Raw genomic sequence first — 16,280 nt, forward strand, 5'->3', positions numbered from 1 at the left:
GCGCCCAGACCCACGACGACATGAAGATGATTGCCGCCGGCAAGGAGGGGTGGATTGCGTCCGTCCTTCCCAAGCTGGATCTGGCCAAGACCTTCCCGGATATCGGATCTCTCAAGGATGCTGAAGAAGCGCTTGGCGGCATCTATGATACATTGATCACCGGCTTTCCGAACAAGCCCACACCAAAGGAACTCGGACAGCGGGTCAACCCGGCAAACCTGGCAAAGTCGCTCGGCAAATCGCGTGTCCTGCATTTCCGTGATGCTGAAGCCTCGTTGGCCTATCGCTCTGAATTCGGCTACGGCAACACGGTCTCGGGCATCGTGGCGCATCTTCGGTCTGCGGCCAAGGTCGCGGCCAACATGGAATCGCTCGGGCCAAACCCGGAAGTCATGTACGGTTCTCTGGTCGACGGGCTAAAGCGCACGATCAAGGAAAGTCCGGACCTTACCCCGGCAGAGAAGGCCAAGCAGCTAAAGGGTCTGACGCTCGATGGCGGCGCGCTTCGTGATGCAATGGATATCTCGACCGGGCTTATCTCTCGGCCAGTGAACACGACCGTTGCCAAGATCGGCGGCGATATCCGCGCCGTGCAGTCCATGGCAAAACTGGGCGGCGCCATCTGGTCCTCGATGACAGACACCGTGACCGGCGGGCTTGCCTCACAGTTTCGTGGTTCTGGCTTCTTCAAGGGCTTTGTCGCTCAGGTCGAAGGCGTCATGCATGGCCGCCCAAAGGGTGAGCAGGCAGAAATCTCGTATCTGCTCGGCGAGGGCTTTGACGGGCTGGTAGGCCACATCGTTTCGCCGGCCGCCGCTGTAGATGGGCCGGTAGGCCGTCTGTCGAAGATGCAGGAGACGTTCTTCCGCTGGAATGGCCTGTCGTGGTGGACCGACATTCAACGCGCTTCAGCGGGCCGCATGATCTCGGCAGAGATGGGCATGAGGGCCAAGACCGCTTTCAATGACTTGCCTGCCAACTACAAGCATGTTCTCGGCCTGCACGGCATCACCGAACCGAAATGGGAAGCCATCCGCCAGGCAGAGTTCCGCGAGGTCAACGGAAAGTCCTATGTGACGCCAGACCGCATCCGCGCACTGCCGGATGAAGCCTTGGCCGGTCTGGGCAAGAGCCCGGAAGCCGCTCGGCACGATTTGGAAATGTCGGTGCTGAAGTTCTTCGCCGATGAAACGTCATATGGCGTCATCGAGACCGATGCCCGATCACGCCGCACAACGACACTAGGCCAGCGCCCCGGTACGATTGCAGGCGAAGGCATCCGCTTTATCATGCAGTTCAAGGGCTTCCCGATTGCCTTCTCGCAACGCACCATTGGCAGGGCTGCATTCGGCTTTCGGCAGGGCGCCAAGCTTGAACAGATCGCGCATATGGGAACGATGATAGCCGGCCTGACCATGGCTGGCTATGCCGCTATGACGATGAAGGATCTGACCCGAGGCTATTGGCCGCCGCGTGATCCGACCGATGTCAAGACCTGGGCCGCTGCCTTTGTGCAGGGTGGGGCGGCAGGTATCTACGGGGATTATCTCTTCGGCCGGGTCAACCGCTTCGGCTCTGGGCTTGCTGAAACAGCCATGGGTCCGGCGCTCGGCGCTGCTTTCGATGCGGGCGATTTGATCCTGAAGGCGAGGGACGCAGGGTTGAGCCCAGATGAAGAGGTCAAGCTTGCCGATTGGATCAACTTCACCACGCAGAACACGCCCTATGTGAACCTCTACTGGACGCGCCCGGTGCTGGATTACCTGTTCCTCAATTCAATGCGAGAAGTGGCCTCGCCAGGGTTCCAGCGCAAAACCGAATCCAAGCGCAGATCGCAGTATGGGCAGGAGAACGTGTTCCCGAAGAGCTTGCCGACTGCTCAGGTGGTTGGGAAGGCTCTCGGTCTGCTCTAGGAGAGTAGCAGCGAGATCGCGCCACCGATTAACGCGGCGCCGACCATCATCTGAAGCCATCGCTTAACGAGTAAGTTGGCGTCAGTTGGGCCGCTAGTGATGTAACCGACACCCCACACGAAGCCAATAAGCCACGGGATAAACACCGCAACAACGTTGACGTGAAGCGCAAGAGCCGCGCTTCCGAGCAGCGCCCACACGCAAATGAAAATAACGAAGGCAAGCAATTGCCGGCTGTTGGATGACATCGGCGCGCACTGAACCCCAAATTCCGAAATTTAGCAAGGTCGCTCATCATCGGGCGGCCTTTTCCATGAGGACAACATGACCAGCATCCAGATCGACATCAAAGACGGCTTGTCGTCCTCCGTCGCCATCAAAGGCCCATGCGTGGTGGCCACGACCGCGAACATCACGCTTGTCGGGGAGCAGACCATCGACGGTGTTGCCGTGGTCACCGATGACCGCGTGCTGGTGAAGGACCAGACGACCGGGGCAGACAACGGCATCTATGTGGCAGACACCGGAAACTGGCGCCGCTCCAAGGATTTCAACAAGACCAAGGACATCAAGGCCGGCACACTGGTGAACGTGACGAGCGGCACGGCGGGTGCGGGCTGGTGGCAGGTGTCCACCACCGGGGACATCACGGTTGGCACGACCAGCATTGCCTTTTCGCAACCGGTCATGCCCTACGATGCGGACCTCGCTGCGATTGCCGCGCTCACCACCACCCCATACGGACGCTCGCTGCTCACTATGTCGGCAGCCACGGATGTCCGCAACAGCATCGACGCCGCGCCATATGTCGCCACGCGCACCGCGCTGAAAGCGCTGGATACAACCAAGGATACCACGGCATTCCTGACCGAAGCCGGTCGTGAAGGCGTCTTTATGTGGAAGGCTGGCAACTACAGCACACAGATCGCCACCGACACATCGGAAGGGGTATACGTCAAGGCGACTGCCATTGCTGCGGCATCAGGCGCTTGGGTCCGCGTGTATAGCCGCCTGACGGTCGAAATGTTCGGCGCCTCCACCTCGGCGACCGCAACCGCAAACACGACTGCCATTCAGGCAGCGGTCAACGTCGCGCAGCTTTATACGGGCTATCTCTTCTTCCCGGCGCTGTATTCGATCAACGGCTCAATTACCGTTTCGAATAATGTCGTTCTTGAAGGTGTCAGCGCATTCACCTCCGGCATCACGACCACGACCGGCGCGGCGATCAGCCTTGTGCCATCGACGCTAATCCTCAACAACAACACATGGTACGGCATTCGCTATCTATCGATCATCTCGACCGATGCAGGTGCGCACTACGGCATTGAATATGCTTCGACAGGTGCTGAGTATCTGTCGAATTGGGAAATGGTTGGCTGTTACCTTTCCGGCACTTCGGGTGGCGCGTCCTGGGATAGCACCGGATCCACGGTCGGCATCTTTTCCTGCACCATCCGCCGCAACTGGTTCAACAACGGCATGGTGATCAAGGACGGCGGCGACTCTATCACGCTGCTGGAAAACACCGTCAACGGCAACGGCATCGGCATTCAGGTTAATACACTGAAGGCCGGGGCGCGCCAGCTCGTCATCCGCAACAATAACGTGACAACATTGTCGGAGTGCATCTATCTCCTGAATGTCACTGGTGCGATTGTCGATCAGAACTGGATGGAAACCCCATCCTACCTCGGCAGCTACACCGGAGGCACAGGCGCGCTACTCTATGCCCAGGCCTGCCCGAATACGCGCATCACCCGCAACACCATCCAGCCGCTTTACGCGGCCATGGTCGGTCTTGGGCAGACTGCGGCCAACTACTCGATCCGGCTCAACACGTCGGGCGCTGGTAGTTCGATCTCGGATAACGATATCGCCATTGGTGCGGTCGGCCATATTCAGATTGGGGCCGGCGTCACAAATACCCTGATCGACTGGGACAACAAGTTCGACGCCACGGCCATCATCACCGATGCAGGAACAGGCACGTTCGGCTCGGGCAACACCCCCGGCGTGTTCAATCAGCCGGTCACGTTCAAGACCACTGCGCAATTCACCTCTGTGGCCGGGGCTGAATGCACCGATGCTGGCGCGGGCAATGGCCCGTACTGGGATATCTATCGCAACAGCGCGTCCCCGGCGGTCAGCGACGGCATCGGCGGCTTCCTGTGGTATGGCAACAATGCCTCGGGCTCGAAGATAAATTACGGCTACATCACTCACACCCTGCTCAACGTCACGGCGGGTGCGGAGGCTGGCCAGTTCAACATCGCTCGCATGCTGGCCGGGGCGCTTGTCGTAGCCGCCACATTCGGCACGATAGCATCGTTCACGACAGGCGCGTCGTTTGTGGGTGCTGTCCTACCATCGACAGGCGCGACATACTCCCTCGGCAACACCACTCAGACGTGGCTCAACCTGTTCATGGCAACGGGCAGCGTCATCAACTTCAACAACGGCAACTACACGATCACACACACAGCAGGTGTACTGACCTTCAGCGGCTCCGTCGTTCTGTCTAGTGCTGGCGGGAGTATCGGCTACGTTGCCGGTGCCGGCGGCGCTGTGGCGCAGGCTACAGACAAGACAACCACCGTCATACTCAATCGCCCAACCGGCGCGATCACCATGCAGGCAACCGCTCTCGCGGCAGGCGCCATCGTCAGCTTTACGCTGACAAACAGCGTGATCACTGCGGATGACGTTCTAATTCTCAACCATAAGGCGGTTGGCACGCCGGGCGGCTACTCGCTCAACGCGCGGTGCGCGGCGGGTTCGGCTACAATCGACGTGCGCAACAACACTGCCGGTTCGCTGTCGGAGGCGATCGTTATTCAGTTCGCCCTCGTTCAGGGCGCCATTACCTAGCGGATTAACCTGTTACCATCTTCTCGCAAAGGTCTGCCGCGTTCCCATGCGCCACGCAGGCGCCAAAGAAGGTCGCGTCTCTCGCGGCCACCATTGTCAAAGCAAACGCGAATATCAAGGCTGCCACGATCCCGAAGGCAATAGGCGGAGCCTGGCGGTCTAGGAACTTCTTTTCTGCCGACAAGGAATTGGCCTCCCAAGGTTCGGTGCCAGCATAGGGATAGTTGGGCTAGAGCGAAAGGGTTTACCGGCGAGCGCCGCTTGTATATTCCGGGCATCTAACCGGGAGACGCCCAGAAGATGAGTCTCGCAAGTGACAGGAAGCTCCCGTCGTGGTGGCTAGCCGGACTGTTCGTCGCGGCCATCTTCATCGGGGATGTATGGCTAGTCAAATTGACTTTGCCCGTCAGCATGTTGGTGTTGCCATTCCTATTCCTTCGCAGGGATCAACTCAGTATTCGCCTGCCGCCTGCCGCGATCCCGCTTCTGAGCCTCGGCGCGATCATCGGTCTGCAATTCGCGTCTAATTTCTGGAACCCTGCTTTCAGGTGGAAGTCAGATTTGGCTGTCTGGTTGCCTTTGGTCTTCGGCGGCGTGACGGTAATCGCCATCCGCCCATGGACATTATCAGACGCACGAGCGCGGCAAGCCATGATTGTGGGCGGCGCGATTACGTCGGGGATCATGTTGGGTATGATGGTCTTCGCGCCCAAGGGTCTGTTCATAGTCCCAGGACAGGATGCAACTCACGTTGAAGCTATCTACGCGGGGGAGAGGGCACAGAGCGCCGCAAGGGCTGAGACGCCAATCCTTGCGCCGGTAGCGCCGGTAGCGCCAGCACGGCCCGTCAAGGGGACCGCCGCCCCGGCGACCGCACAGCCTTCGTCGCCGGCCGTTGCTACGCCGGCCGGTCGCGAAGCCTTCGCAACCGAGATGCAGCAGGGCGACCAGGCGTTCTACAATCTGAAAAACAGGGCGAGAAATGCACTCGGCCTGTCAAATTATATAGCGGTGTTCCTCCTCTTTCTGTTCGCGGTAACATTGTTTTCTGGGGCGCCCTTGCTCGCGACGGCTTTCGCGATCTGCACTGTCCTAACGCTATCGAGGTTCGGCATCGCCTTCTTGGCCATCGTCTGGGCGGTTTATTTTCTACGTTCCCGGTTCAGACCGATCAATGCGGCACTGGTGTGGTCCGCTATGGTGGCAGCCGGCCTTGTTGTCGCATACGTGTTTCGGTCTGATCTTGCCAACATCCCCGGCATCACGTCGGTAACCATCAGATTTGAATATTGGCGCTCTGGAATCGTGGCTCTGCTCGACCACCCACTGTTCGGCGCGCCACGATCCGTCTTCCTTGTTGAACTAGGCAACAGCGTCACATGGAATCCCCATAATTCGGTCCTGTGGGTGGCTGTCAATTTCGGCCTGATAGGCCTTGCCGCATATCTTGCGTATGTCGGTATCGTGATGCGCGAGGTCGCAAAGGCGGCCGAAACGTCGCCTCTGTTCACGGGCGCTTTCGTGGGGTTGGCGCTGGTTCTCGTCTGGAGCTTGGTCGAGATTATCGCGCTGACGCCGGCCTTCGAAATATTGATGGCCGCTACCTATTCGCTAGCATTGAACCGGAACAGGATGGCACTCGCCTAAACGTTCTGAACGGAAGCGGTTCGGTTACCGCTCACCTTTCGGGGGTCGTCCCTTCCTGTCGAAACCAACTCGTCCTGCCGCTGGCAAGGTGCGTCACCCGTATCCACTCGCCCTCGATAGGCTCCTTGCCATTCGGGGCAGTCACCGGTCCCCATATCTGCGCGGCCTCTAGATCGCTACCCTGAGCCTCTGTGCGCTTCAGGGTGATGCCGTCGCGCATCTGTTCGACTTTGAACCTCATCCCCGCACGATAGCACTCTCCGGAAGGAAACCCCATGGCCGTTTCACGCGAACGCGCGTCTCTCGACCGGCTGCTTGTCCATGAAGGTGGCTATGTCAATCACGCCCGCGACCCAGGCGGCCCAACCAATAAGGGCGTCACGCAGCGGGTTTATGACTCCTACCGCAAAGGCAAGGGGCTGGCGGCACGTTCCGTCAAGGGCATCACCATGCCCGAGGTCTACGACATTTATGATCGCCAGTATTGGGATGCCGTCAAAGGCGACCAGTTGCCGGATGGCATTGACTATGTGGTGCTGGACGGCGCGGTCAACTCCGGGGTTCGGCAGTCTGTCATCTGGCTCCAGCGCGCTCTTGGCGCTGCCTACAAGGGCCGCGTTGATGGCGTCCTGGGCTTCAGCACGATCGAGGCAATCAATGCCGTCAACAACCACGACGCTTTGATCGATCGCATCTGCGATATCCGCTTGAACTTCCTTCGCCACCTAAACACATGGTCGGTGTTCGGCAAGGGTTGGACGGCGCGCGTCTCGGAAGTCAGGTCGATCGGCAAATCATGGGCCTCCGGCGGGACACCGCAGATGGCCAGCTTCATGGACGGCGGGCAGGCCAAGGGCTTCATCGAGGATGCTCAGGCATCGCCGTCCACAGCGCCAGCCGATGCAGCGATCGGCGCTGGCGGCAGTGGCCTTGGTGTTTCCGGCACCCTGACGGGTCTTCAGGAGCAGCTTTCGCCGCTGTCCTACGCCAGCGAATGGGTCACAAGGATTGTCGTTATCCTAGCCATTGTTAGCGCGCTGTTGCTGATCGGCGGCGCCGGCTATCGTTGGTACACCAATCGCAAGACCGCGCGCCTGACACAAGCGCTGGGGATGACCTGATGGGTGCGGTCTTTGCATGGCTCGCAGCGCGCGGCCTGTCGACCATTGCTGTCTATGGAATCGTCGCGCTTCTTGCTGGCGGGGGTGTCTGGGCATGGTCCGCGCATAAGTACAATCAAGGCTATGCAGCCGGCGAGACGCACGAGCGCACGGCATGGCAGAAGCAGCGAGACATCGACATTGCGGCGCGTGAAGCCGAACGCAAGGCGACACAGGCAGAGATCGACCGGCTGGCTGCTGAACTCCAACTTGATGCCCAGAAGCGCAAGGACGAGCAGGCCGATGATGACCTCAAAACAGCCTTGGCCGCCACTCCTGGCAGGAAGCAAATTTGCCTGCCCCGCAAGGTGGCGCGGGCGCTCGACAGGGCAGGGAGGTAGAGATCATGAAGAAATTCGCGGTCATTTGCGCTGTCTTCCTTCTCTCCGGGTCCAGTTGCACAACCCTGTCTCGCGACAGTTCGCCACCGCCTACGCCAGCCCAGATTTCCGCAAAATTGAAGCAGTTTTGCGGGCGGCTCATAGACATTCCAGACCGAGACCTAACTCGGGATGAAATGATCGAACTATGGAAGCTGGACAGGCAGTCTCACGGCGCGTGCATCCGCAAAGACGACAAGTTGGTCAAGGCCGCTGAAGCGCTCGAAAAACAGGGGCAGCGCAAGTGAGCGCGCGCAAGGTTGGCATGATGACGGAAGATGAGTTGATCCATGTCATCCGAGCTGCCGTGCGGGAGGAGTTCAGCGCCGCAGGAATGCGCGTCGATGCGCCGGCAGATGTCGATGAAGCCCGCCGCGATTTCATGTTCCTGCGCCGCCTTCGGGGCTGGGTCGATGGCACGGCTTCCAAGATCGGCGGCGCGATAATCCTTGCGGTCGTCTCCGGCATCGTCTGGCTGATCGTGGTCGGCGCCCAAGCGTTTTTCAACAAGCCTTAATTCCCCTCATCCTTGAAAGGATACGGCCATGGGCGAGCATCCTCGCTTCTGGGTTGCGTTCGGCATTCTGCTTCTAGCGTTTGCGTTGTCCATGGTTATGTCGGTCTACATGGTGACGGCCGCTCATACCGAGCCGATGCCCGCACCGCCCATCGTCAACATCACGAATGACGGTGGCGGCTCAGTTGCCGAGTACTACCGAAAATACAAAGCCTACTCGGACGCCGGAACTGAGATCCATTTCCATGGCCTATGCGCCAGCGCGTGCACGATGGTCCTGTTCACCGAGTTCACCGGTATTAGGGCCTGCGCCGATGAGGGCGCGATATTTGCCTTCCACAAGCCGTTCACCCCAAAGGACGGCAAGGCCCTGCGCACCAAAAGAGCCATCAGGGAAACGCGCAAGCTGTGGGACTCATGGCTCGAAGAATTGCCCGCCCCATTGCGCCGGTATCTCCAGAAGGCCCGCGTCCCCTCGGCGACCGATGGCGACGAGCAGAACACCTTGCTGCTCCTGCCGGCAAGCATCCTCCTTCCAAAATGTTCTGTGACGGTGGCCGCACAATGACCCTACCTTACCGCCTGTTCATCCTGAATTTCGCCGGGCTGTGCTTCGTCATTTGGGCTGCCTGGCTAGGCTACGTCCAGTTCGTTTTCAGCCATGACGTTTCGCACATCAGTTATCTGATCACGGCGGTTTTCGTCGCGAGCATGGCCGGCGTCTTCCTCGGCAGGACCGCGCATCTGGAGCGCGTCGAGGTCTGGCTGGTGACGCTCGGACTCATCGGCAACGTGGTCGGCTTCATCATTGCCCTTCAGAACATCGACACCGGTTCTCTGGGGACCGCTGAAGGCGTCCAGAAGGTTGCCGCGTCTCTGCTCGCCGGGATGGGTGTCGCCTTCTGTAGCACGCTTGTTGGCGCCGTGGCGGCACTGTGGACCAGCATCAATGCCTGGATGGTGATGAAATGACGCCTATCCTTGTTCGTGACCTTCTCATGAACATGCTACTGGGGCTGACAGCGCTCGTCGTGCTGGTCCTTGCTCAGATCAACCCCGAAGCCAAGCCCAATCCTGACACTCTCCCACCTCCCGGCAATATCGCGGTGCTGATGTGTTGGGCGCCCGGACCAACTGACGTTGATCTGTGGCTTGGCGCTCCCGGCGACAAGTCGGTCGGCTACTCGCGCAAATCTGGATTTGTGTGGGCGCTTCTCCGCGACGACATGGGCATCGTCAACGATGTGTCTCCAATCAACTGCGAAAGCGCATTCGCGCGAGCTACGCCGGCCGGTGAATATGTGATCAATATCCACGGCTACAGTCTGCCGGAAACCATGCCCGTCCACATCGAAGTATCGATGAATGGATCTCTGCTGGTCTCCACCAACTTAGACCTACGCCCGAAGCAGGAACGGACTGTGGTCCGCCTCACGTTGGACGGCAAGGGATCGATCATTCCCGGTTCGCAGTCGACGGTGTTCAAAGAGCTTCGGAGCGCGGCATGAGCCCCATAGCCTATGCCGGTATCTGCTGGCTGGTGTTCTTCATCGGCTGCATTGCCTTCAGCGCGATCGGCCTAAAACGTATGGGACCAGAGAAATGACGATTCTGGCATCTACCTGGTTGGCTTTGGCTGTCCTGCTTTGTGCAGCGGCATGGTTCGCCAAACGGCGCGTTATCGGCATCTCTCTGCCAGTTGCCGTAACGATCGCGGCGCTTGCAGTCTACATCCCCACGGGATCGGCTCGCTTCACCAAGCCGCCACCTGGAGACTATGCCGTGGTCGGTGCTGATATCCAGGTGAACGTGGCGATCTATGTCCTTCTCAAAGAAGGCAGCAATCCGCCAGTCTTCTACAAGTTGCCCTACAGCAATTCCCAGGCTGACAAGCTCCAGCAAGCCATGGACGGCGAGGGTGGCGTAAAGGCCACGGTAGGCGACGAGGGCGGTGTTTCGTTCGACGGTCCACCACCGGTCACAGGAGCCGAGCCAAAGACGCCAGAGGTTCCGGCCCTCACAATTCCATAATTTCGCAACAGATCAGGAGTCCGCACCTTGGTAGCTTCACTATCGGAGGACGAAATTCGTCGTCGCGTTGACGCCTATAACTCTCACCCTACCATTCGGGCAGCGGCCAAATCCCTAGGAATGGGCGCTAGCACTCTCGGGCATACCCTTGATATGCTCCGGAACAGGGGGCGCCTGAAGGATGATGTCGTGAGGCTGGCGGCCCCGGAGGAGCCACGAGAGCCAGTTTCTGTAGAGCCGCCCACCGCCATGGAGGCACGAGACGCCGCCTTCTGGCGAAACAAGGCCAAGGCGGCAGAGAAGCAAGCGGCCGACAGCGAGCATATCCTTCGCGAGATGGCGGGCATCTTCCCTCGACCAATCAATATGCCGCAATGGGCTTTGCCGGACGGCAACGACAAAGGCCGCGCCGTTGGCCTGATCCACCTGTCAGACCTGCATTGCGGAGAGGTAGTCAGGCGCGAGGAAGCAGCAGGCTTCAACGAATACAATCCCGAGATATTCCAGCGCCGGCTCCGTCGAATGATCGATGCATCGATACGCATTCTTCCCCGCTGGGCGTCGGATTGCGACCTGAAGGGCGTCGTCGTAGCACTCAATGGCGATCTGATATCCGGCGACATCCATGCCGAGTTGCGAGAGACAAACGCGCTCACGGCGCATGAACAGGTCGCATTAGCCACAGACGAGATTGCCGCCGGTCTCAAAATGTTGGCTGACCAATTCGGCGCTGTCCTCGTGACGGTCACGCCGGGCAATCACGGCAGGACGACAGAGAAGACCCACGCCAAGCGCATGTCGGCGCTGTCCTATGATATCATGATCGGCAATATCCTGGCCCGAGAGTTCGCTGGGGATGAGCGGATCACGGTCAACACTGCCTCTGGCGCCGATATCGTGTTCCCATTGTTCGGCTGGTCGATCCTGCAAACCCATGGCGATTCCATGGGCACAGGAGGCGGTCAGGGCTTCGCCGGTCCTGAGCTTCCCATCGTTCGCGGAGGCAAGAAGATCAAGCTGTCCGGCTTCGCTACGGGCGAGCGCTATGATATCATCCTGACTGCCCATTATCACACTTCTTCGAACCCTGGGACAGTGCTGGCGAACGGCTCCCTTGTCGGGTATTCGGAATATGCCGTGCGCATCCGTGGCCTTCCTGAGCCACCGCAGCAGTGGCTAGCGCTCGTCCACGAAAAGTGGGGGTTGCGGGAGCGCGTCCCGGTTGTGCTGGAAGACCCGTCGCCGCCGCAGCGTCCTCGCATTCGTGTCCCGGCTGGGATGAGCGCCGCGTGACCCAAAAGCTGCACATCCGCGTCAGCCTAGCGGAGGATGGGAAGACGCCCGTCCGTGAGCTGATGTTTGATGGCCGTAAGATCGGCGAAGTCAGCTATATCGACCTGATTGAGTTCATAGCGCAGTCCGTAGGCACATTCCGTTGGGAGAAGAAGCGATGACGATAACCGAAATCGACCAACTCGCCCGCGAACTGTTCAAGGCCCACGATCCGTCAGGCATCTGGGCGGCTATCGATGAATGTGAGCGCCTGCATTTTCGACGGCGGGCTCAACAGCGCGTGGCGGCTGATAAAGTCGAGAGCGCCCCTACGCCTTGATGCTCGGTGCCGGCGGCTTCACTACTGACAACTGCAACCGCTCCACCGTGGCCACAATGGCCGCAGATATCGCTTCTGCCTCGTCCATCAACTCTGGCCCGTAAAGCCCGGTGACCATCTCTTCGCTGGGCAGCACGCCCGGCGGGCAGTGTTCCTCTATCGTGCGCCGGATCAGCGTCAGGGCTGCGCGGCATTCGCTGGTTTCGCTCCTCATCTTCCCTGCTCCATTCAAAGCTCTATATCCGAGACTATGAACGACGGACCCCTCTATGTTGTTTCAGTGCTGGAGCGTCTTGAAGACGGACGGTTGGCATGGCGAGGTCTTTTATCCACCAGAGATGAGGAAGAAGCGAAAGCGCTGCATGCCTCGCTTATAGCGGATGAGGATGTAAAGGCTCGGATTGAGGTGGTGGAGCAGGGGAAGCGGTGACCACGCTGGCTGGCGTCAAGATCGTTGCGGTAAAGTGCGGATTCTGCTATGAAGGTGCCACCGCTGGATTACTAAGACGCGGTTGGTCCTGATCACGCCGACTGCTTCTCTTGCCTACCAGCCGAGGCGGGCGACACCTCGTTAAAAACGGCTACGAATTTCGCCAGTAATGGCGTCCGCTCCGGGGGTAGTTTCGGGTTCGAATCCCGGCGCTGCGGTGTAAGCTCAAGTAGGCAGAGCGGCCCCCACCTTCCCCACTCCCAAGCCCTGCTCTATATCCCCCAGAATGTTCAAGCTGCCCGAGATCACCTATCCCCTGACCATAGACACCATCGGCAAAATGCTGGCCACTGGCACCGAGATGAGCGCAACCTGTCTCAACACAGGGTGCAATCAATCAAGCCGGGTGAATCTGGTGGCGCTCGCAAAGCGGATAGGCAGCAACCATTCGAACATGGCGGGGGATCTCCAGAAGTTCTTCTTCTGCCCTAATTGCCGGGCTGCTGGCAGGAATGACAAGCGCGTCGGGTTCATCCACCATGCATTGACCGCAGACCACTCGCAGTGGCCTAGGGAGCGTCAGATAGAGCGGGCGAAGGTCTGGCGGGTGAAGTCGTAAGGCTGACGCCTCATCCTCCCAGCCACTTCACCCCGTAGTACACCGCAAGAATCAGGAGACCGATGACGGCGAGATAGGGGAGGTTGCGGAGACTCATCGAAATTCCGGCAATCGTTGCGGAAACCTTGCGGCGCTCGGGAGGCGCTTCGACAAAAGCCACGTAAGCCTTTGTTTTTTCTGGTCGGAGTGGCAGGATTTGAACCTGCGACCCCCTCGTCCCGAACGAGGTGCGCTACCAGGCTGCGCTACACTCCGTGACCAGACCGCGGGCTTATAGCCGCCACACTTGGTTCCTGCAAGCGGCACGGCGGCACTTCTGTCGCATTTCGTCGGCTTTCGTCGAGCATTGCCCGAAAGGCCCGGATTCCCTTCCGGAATAAACGTGGCCTAAAGCCTTGTGTGCTAAGCCGCAGCCCTCGACAATTCGTAATTTCTGCCATTCGGAGTTTCCAGTCTTGTCCTTCAGCATCGTTGGCGACGCCCGGCCCAACAGTTTCGAATTCGAAACCGAAGCGCTGATCAAGCCATCCGGCTTTCGCGAATATGATGCGCGCTGGTGGTTCGGCCATCCCGGCTCCGCGCAACTGCCGGAGCTCAATCTGATCGGCGTCCAGGCGCTCGGCATGGGGCTTGGCACGCTTATTCGCCGTCTCGGCGCCGGTCCAGATATCGTCACCGGGCATGATTTCCGCTCCTATTCGCTGTCGATCAAACTGGCCCTGGTGTCCGGTTTGATGGCCGCAGGCGCACGGGTGAGGGACATCGGACTGGCGTTGTCGCCGATGGCGTATTTCGCCCAGTTCGCTTTGGATACGCCCTCGGTCGCCATGGTCACCGCTTCGCACAACGAAAATGGCTGGACTGGCGTCAAGATGGGTGCTGCGCGGCCGCTGACCTTCGGCCCGGAAGAGATGAGCGCGCTGAAGGCGATCGTGCTGGCAGGTGATTTCGATCTCGTCGGCGACGGCTCCTACGATTTCATCCGCGACTTTCGCGCGACCTATCTCGACGATCTGACCCGCGACAAGCGCATCGCCCGAAAGCTGAAAGTGGTCGCAGCCTGCGGCAATGGCACCGCCGGCGCCTTCGCGCCGCGGGCGTTGCAGCGCATCGGCTGCGAGGTCATCGCGCTCGACGTCGAGCTCGACCATACATTTCCGCGCTACAATCCCAATCCCGAGGACATGCGGATGCTGCATGCCATCCGGGACAAGGTGCTGGCATCAGGCGCCGACATCGGCCTTGGCTTCGACGGCGATGGCGACCGCTGCGGCGTCGTCGACAATGAAGGCAATGAAATTTTTGCCGACAAGGTCGGTGTGATGCTGGCAAGGGATATTTCCAGCCAGCATCCCAACTCGACCTTCGTCGTCGACGTCAAATCGACCGGCCTGTTCCATACCGACGCAATGCTGCGCGCCAATGGCGCCGTCACTGACTATTGGAAAACCGGCCATTCCTACATCAAGCGCCGCGTCGCCGAACTCGGTGCTGTCGCCGGTTTCGAAAAGTCGGGTCATTTCTTTTTCAATCCGCCGATCGGGCGCGGATATGACGACGGGCTGATCACCGCCATCGCCATCTGCCAAATGCTGGATCGCAGCCCGGGCAATTCGATGGCCGATCTTTATCGCGCCCTGCCGCTGACCTTCGGCACGCCGACCATGTCGCCTCACTGCGCGGACGACGTGAAGTATGGCGTTGTCGAGCGGGTGGTTGCCGACTTTCGGGCCATGAAGCGGGATGGAATGGTTTTCGCTGGCCAGAAGATCGCAGACCTCATCACCGTCAACGGCGTGCGCGTCGTCGCCGACGACGGCACCTGGGGGCTGGTGCGCGCCTCATCGAACAAACCGGAACTGGTCGTGGTGGTCGAAAGCCCGGTGTCGTCGCAGCGTCGACGGGAGATGTTCGAGGCTGTCGACGCCGTGCTGCGCCGCAGCCCCGAGGTGGGCGCCTACAACCAGACCTTTTGAATGGTAGTTGAATGACCGAGCGGATTGTCAGTTTTGTCATGAGCGGCGGCGTCGGCTCGAGATTGTGGCCGCTGTCGCGCGAGGACAACCCCAAGCAGTTCCACGATCTGTCCGGCGATGGCTCGATGCTGGCCAAGACCTTGCGTCGGCTGACGGCCCGGCCGGAAGGCGAAACGCCGATCTTCCTGATCGCCGCGGAGCGCCATGCTGATCGCGTTCACGCCGATCTTGCTGGTCTCGAACTCGCCGGCGGCGGTCCGCTGTTCGAGCCGACCGGGCGCAACACAGCCGCCGCCGTCGCACTGGCGACGCTGCGCACGCTGTCCGAATTCGGTGACAGCCTGGTGCTGGTGGTGCCGTCGGATCATGAGATATCGACCCCGCGCCAATTCTGGCAGAGCGTCGAAGCCGGCACCGAGGCAGCGCGTAGTGGACGGCTGGTGGTGTTCGGCATCAAGCCGACACAGCCCGAGACCGGCTACGGCTATATCGAGGTCGCGGCCGAAAGCGGCGGCACCTTCGATGTGTCGCGCTTCGTCGAAAAGCCGGATATTGAGACTGCGCAAAGCTATCTCAAGGCCGGAAATTTCTACTGGAACACCGGTATCTTCCTGTTTCGCGCCGTCGCCATGCGTGATGCCTTCATAGCGTTCCAGCCGGATATCTGGCTGGCCACCGAAGCAGCTTACAGGGCAGCGACATCGGATCTGTCCGGCCTTTACATGCCGCTAGAACTCTACGCCGCCATTCCGTCGAACTCGATCGACTACGCCATCATGGAGCGGGCAAAAGACATCGCCATGGTGCCGGCCGGCTTCCGCTGGAACGATCTCGGCTCCTGGCAGTCGCTGCTCGATGTCGGCCCCGCCGACGACCGGGGCAATGTCATCATCGGCGATGTCGTCGCTATCGATTGCGAGAATTCCTACATTCGCAGTGATGGCCGCCTGCTGTCGGCGATCGGCATGAAGGACATCGCCATCGTTTCGACATCGGATGCCACCTTCGTCGCCCCGGTCAGCCACAGCCAGCACGTCAAGAAGATCGTCGAGCAGCTCGAAAAATCGGGTCGCCTGGAAACCAGGTTCACGCCGGCGCATGACCGCGTTATCGAAAGCGGCGCC

21 protein-coding genes and 1 tRNA gene are annotated in these 16,280 nt (G+C 59.9%); 18 read left to right on the forward strand and 4 right to left on the reverse strand.

Going from position 1 to position 16,280, the window contains the following annotated elements; genetic code table 11:
- Positions 1-20 precede the first annotated feature (20 nt).
- A complete protein-coding gene (locus tag EOC06_RS08770) occupies positions 21-1,913 on the forward strand; it encodes a hypothetical protein (protein WP_128307519.1) in 1,893 nt (630 codons plus the stop codon).
- Here EOC06_RS08770 and EOC06_RS08775 read toward each other — a convergent pair.
- A complete protein-coding gene (locus tag EOC06_RS08775; RefSeq protein WP_128307520.1) occupies positions 1,910-2,161 on the reverse strand; it encodes a hypothetical protein in 252 nt (83 codons plus the stop codon). The genes EOC06_RS08770 and EOC06_RS08775 overlap by 4 nt on opposite strands.
- Before the next feature lie 76 nt (positions 2,162-2,237).
- Between EOC06_RS08775 and EOC06_RS40780 the strand changes: the two genes are divergently transcribed.
- The 13 genes from EOC06_RS40780 (at position 2,238) to EOC06_RS40085 (ending at position 12,131) form a co-directional block, all read left to right on the forward strand.
- Positions 2,238-4,784: a hypothetical protein gene (locus EOC06_RS40780; protein WP_206631167.1), complete on the forward strand. Its 2,547-nt coding sequence runs from the start codon at positions 2,238-2,240 to the stop codon at positions 4,782-4,784.
- A gap of 300 nt (positions 4,785-5,084) precedes the next feature.
- Entirely contained in the window at positions 5,085-6,431 is a 1,347-nt protein-coding gene (locus tag EOC06_RS08785) for an O-antigen ligase (protein ID WP_128307521.1), read from the forward strand.
- A 275-nt stretch (positions 6,432-6,706) separates the two neighbouring features.
- A complete protein-coding gene (locus tag EOC06_RS08795) occupies positions 6,707-7,552 on the forward strand; it encodes a glycoside hydrolase family 108 protein (RefSeq protein WP_128307523.1) in 846 nt (281 codons plus the stop codon).
- The gene (locus EOC06_RS08800; RefSeq protein WP_128307524.1) at positions 7,552-7,932 is read left to right on the forward strand and encodes a hypothetical protein; all 381 of its coding nucleotides are present in this window, start codon (positions 7,552-7,554) and stop codon (positions 7,930-7,932) included. The genes EOC06_RS08795 and EOC06_RS08800 overlap by 1 nt, the downstream gene beginning before the upstream one ends.
- 5 nt (positions 7,933-7,937) lie before the next feature.
- Positions 7,938-8,219 carry a hypothetical protein gene (locus EOC06_RS08805; RefSeq protein ID WP_128307525.1) on the forward strand — a complete coding sequence of 94 codons (282 nt, stop codon included), beginning with the start codon at positions 7,938-7,940 and terminating at the stop codon, positions 8,217-8,219.
- Positions 8,216-8,488 (forward strand): hypothetical protein, encoded by a 273-nt coding sequence (locus EOC06_RS08810; protein WP_128307526.1) that lies wholly within the window; start codon positions 8,216-8,218, stop codon positions 8,486-8,488. The genes EOC06_RS08805 and EOC06_RS08810 overlap by 4 nt, the downstream gene beginning before the upstream one ends.
- Positions 8,489-8,516: 28 nt before the next feature.
- A complete protein-coding gene (locus EOC06_RS40075; RefSeq protein WP_164898510.1) occupies positions 8,517-9,056 on the forward strand; it encodes a hypothetical protein in 540 nt (179 codons plus the stop codon).
- Positions 9,053-9,460: a MotA/TolQ/ExbB proton channel family protein gene (locus EOC06_RS08815; RefSeq protein WP_164898511.1), complete on the forward strand. Its 408-nt coding sequence runs from the start codon at positions 9,053-9,055 to the stop codon at positions 9,458-9,460. The genes EOC06_RS40075 and EOC06_RS08815 overlap by 4 nt, the downstream gene beginning before the upstream one ends.
- Entirely contained in the window at positions 9,457-9,996 is a 540-nt protein-coding gene (locus tag EOC06_RS08820) for a hypothetical protein (RefSeq protein ID WP_128307528.1), read from the forward strand. Before EOC06_RS08815 ends, EOC06_RS08820 begins: the two co-directional genes overlap by 4 nt.
- A 94-nt stretch (positions 9,997-10,090) precedes the next feature.
- Entirely contained in the window at positions 10,091-10,519 is a 429-nt protein-coding gene (locus EOC06_RS08825) for a hypothetical protein (RefSeq protein WP_128307529.1), read from the forward strand.
- Positions 10,520-10,708: 189 nt separating this feature from the next.
- A complete protein-coding gene (locus tag EOC06_RS08830) occupies positions 10,709-11,812 on the forward strand; it encodes a hypothetical protein (protein ID WP_128307530.1) in 1,104 nt (367 codons plus the stop codon).
- Positions 11,809-11,973, forward strand: coding sequence for a hypothetical protein (locus tag EOC06_RS40080; protein ID WP_164898512.1), 165 nt, complete (start codon positions 11,809-11,811; stop codon positions 11,971-11,973). The genes EOC06_RS08830 and EOC06_RS40080 overlap by 4 nt, the downstream gene beginning before the upstream one ends.
- Positions 11,970-12,131: a hypothetical protein gene (locus EOC06_RS40085; protein ID WP_164898513.1), complete on the forward strand. Its 162-nt coding sequence runs from the start codon at positions 11,970-11,972 to the stop codon at positions 12,129-12,131. The genes EOC06_RS40080 and EOC06_RS40085 overlap by 4 nt, the downstream gene beginning before the upstream one ends.
- Here the strand turns inward: EOC06_RS40085 and EOC06_RS08835 are convergent.
- Complete coding sequence (locus EOC06_RS08835; protein WP_128307531.1) at positions 12,121-12,345, reverse strand: hypothetical protein; 225 nt, start codon at positions 12,343-12,345, stop codon at positions 12,121-12,123. The genes EOC06_RS40085 and EOC06_RS08835 overlap by 11 nt on opposite strands.
- Positions 12,346-12,381: 36 nt before the next feature.
- On the opposite strand from EOC06_RS08835, the gene EOC06_RS08840 reads away from it, so the two are divergent.
- Positions 12,382-12,561, forward strand: a complete 180-nt coding sequence (locus EOC06_RS08840; protein ID WP_128307532.1) for a hypothetical protein — start codon at positions 12,382-12,384, stop codon at positions 12,559-12,561.
- Between the two features lie 286 nt (positions 12,562-12,847).
- On the forward strand, positions 12,848-13,180 hold the full coding sequence (locus tag EOC06_RS08845; protein WP_128307533.1) for a hypothetical protein: 333 nt from the start codon (positions 12,848-12,850) through the stop codon (positions 13,178-13,180).
- 10 nt (positions 13,181-13,190) lie between these two features.
- Here the strand turns inward: EOC06_RS08845 and EOC06_RS40090 are convergent, their stop codons facing one another.
- On the reverse strand, positions 13,191-13,340 hold the full coding sequence (locus EOC06_RS40090) for a hypothetical protein (protein ID WP_164898514.1): 150 nt from the start codon (positions 13,338-13,340) through the stop codon (positions 13,191-13,193).
- Positions 13,341-13,358: 18 nt separating this feature from the next.
- Positions 13,359-13,435, reverse strand: a tRNA-Pro gene (locus tag EOC06_RS08850).
- Between the two features lie 200 nt (positions 13,436-13,635).
- Here EOC06_RS08850 and EOC06_RS08855 point away from each other — a divergent pair.
- On the forward strand, positions 13,636-15,156 hold the full coding sequence (locus EOC06_RS08855; protein WP_128307534.1) for a phosphomannomutase/phosphoglucomutase: 1,521 nt from the start codon (positions 13,636-13,638) through the stop codon (positions 15,154-15,156).
- Between the two features lie 11 nt (positions 15,157-15,167).
- Positions 15,168-16,280: mannose-1-phosphate guanylyltransferase/mannose-6-phosphate isomerase (locus tag EOC06_RS42010; RefSeq protein ID WP_245469410.1), on the forward strand; the 1,113-nt coding region annotated here is incomplete at its 3' end.

It is taken from the genome of Mesorhizobium sp. M7A.F.Ca.MR.362.00.0.0 (assembly GCF_004023175.1).
Classification (GTDB): domain Bacteria; phylum Pseudomonadota; class Alphaproteobacteria; order Rhizobiales; family Rhizobiaceae; genus Mesorhizobium.

Coding starts and splice junctions, on each gene's coding strand:
- EOC06_RS08770 (WP_128307519.1), top strand. CDS start 21: ATGAAGATGATTGCCGCCGGCAAGGAGGGGTGGATTGCGTCCGTCCTT.
- EOC06_RS08775 (WP_128307520.1), bottom strand. CDS start 2,161: ATGTCATCCAACAGCCGGCAATTGCTTGCCTTCGTTATTTTCATTTGC.
- EOC06_RS40780 (WP_206631167.1), top strand. CDS start 2,238: ATGACCAGCATCCAGATCGACATCAAAGACGGCTTGTCGTCCTCCGTC.
- EOC06_RS08785 (WP_128307521.1), top strand. CDS start 5,085: ATGAGTCTCGCAAGTGACAGGAAGCTCCCGTCGTGGTGGCTAGCCGGA.
- EOC06_RS08795 (WP_128307523.1), top strand. CDS start 6,707: ATGGCCGTTTCACGCGAACGCGCGTCTCTCGACCGGCTGCTTGTCCAT.
- EOC06_RS08800 (WP_128307524.1), top strand. CDS start 7,552: ATGGGTGCGGTCTTTGCATGGCTCGCAGCGCGCGGCCTGTCGACCATT.
- EOC06_RS08805 (WP_128307525.1), top strand. CDS start 7,938: ATGAAGAAATTCGCGGTCATTTGCGCTGTCTTCCTTCTCTCCGGGTCC.
- EOC06_RS40075 (WP_164898510.1), top strand. CDS start 8,517: ATGGGCGAGCATCCTCGCTTCTGGGTTGCGTTCGGCATTCTGCTTCTA.
- EOC06_RS08815 (WP_164898511.1), top strand. CDS start 9,053: ATGACCCTACCTTACCGCCTGTTCATCCTGAATTTCGCCGGGCTGTGC.
- EOC06_RS08820 (WP_128307528.1), top strand. CDS start 9,457: ATGACGCCTATCCTTGTTCGTGACCTTCTCATGAACATGCTACTGGGG.
- EOC06_RS08825 (WP_128307529.1), top strand. CDS start 10,091: ATGACGATTCTGGCATCTACCTGGTTGGCTTTGGCTGTCCTGCTTTGT.
- EOC06_RS40085 (WP_164898513.1), top strand. CDS start 11,970: ATGACGATAACCGAAATCGACCAACTCGCCCGCGAACTGTTCAAGGCC.
- EOC06_RS08835 (WP_128307531.1), bottom strand. CDS start 12,345: ATGAGGAGCGAAACCAGCGAATGCCGCGCAGCCCTGACGCTGATCCGG.
- EOC06_RS08840 (WP_128307532.1), top strand. CDS start 12,382: ATGAACGACGGACCCCTCTATGTTGTTTCAGTGCTGGAGCGTCTTGAA.
- EOC06_RS08845 (WP_128307533.1), top strand. CDS start 12,848: ATGTTCAAGCTGCCCGAGATCACCTATCCCCTGACCATAGACACCATC.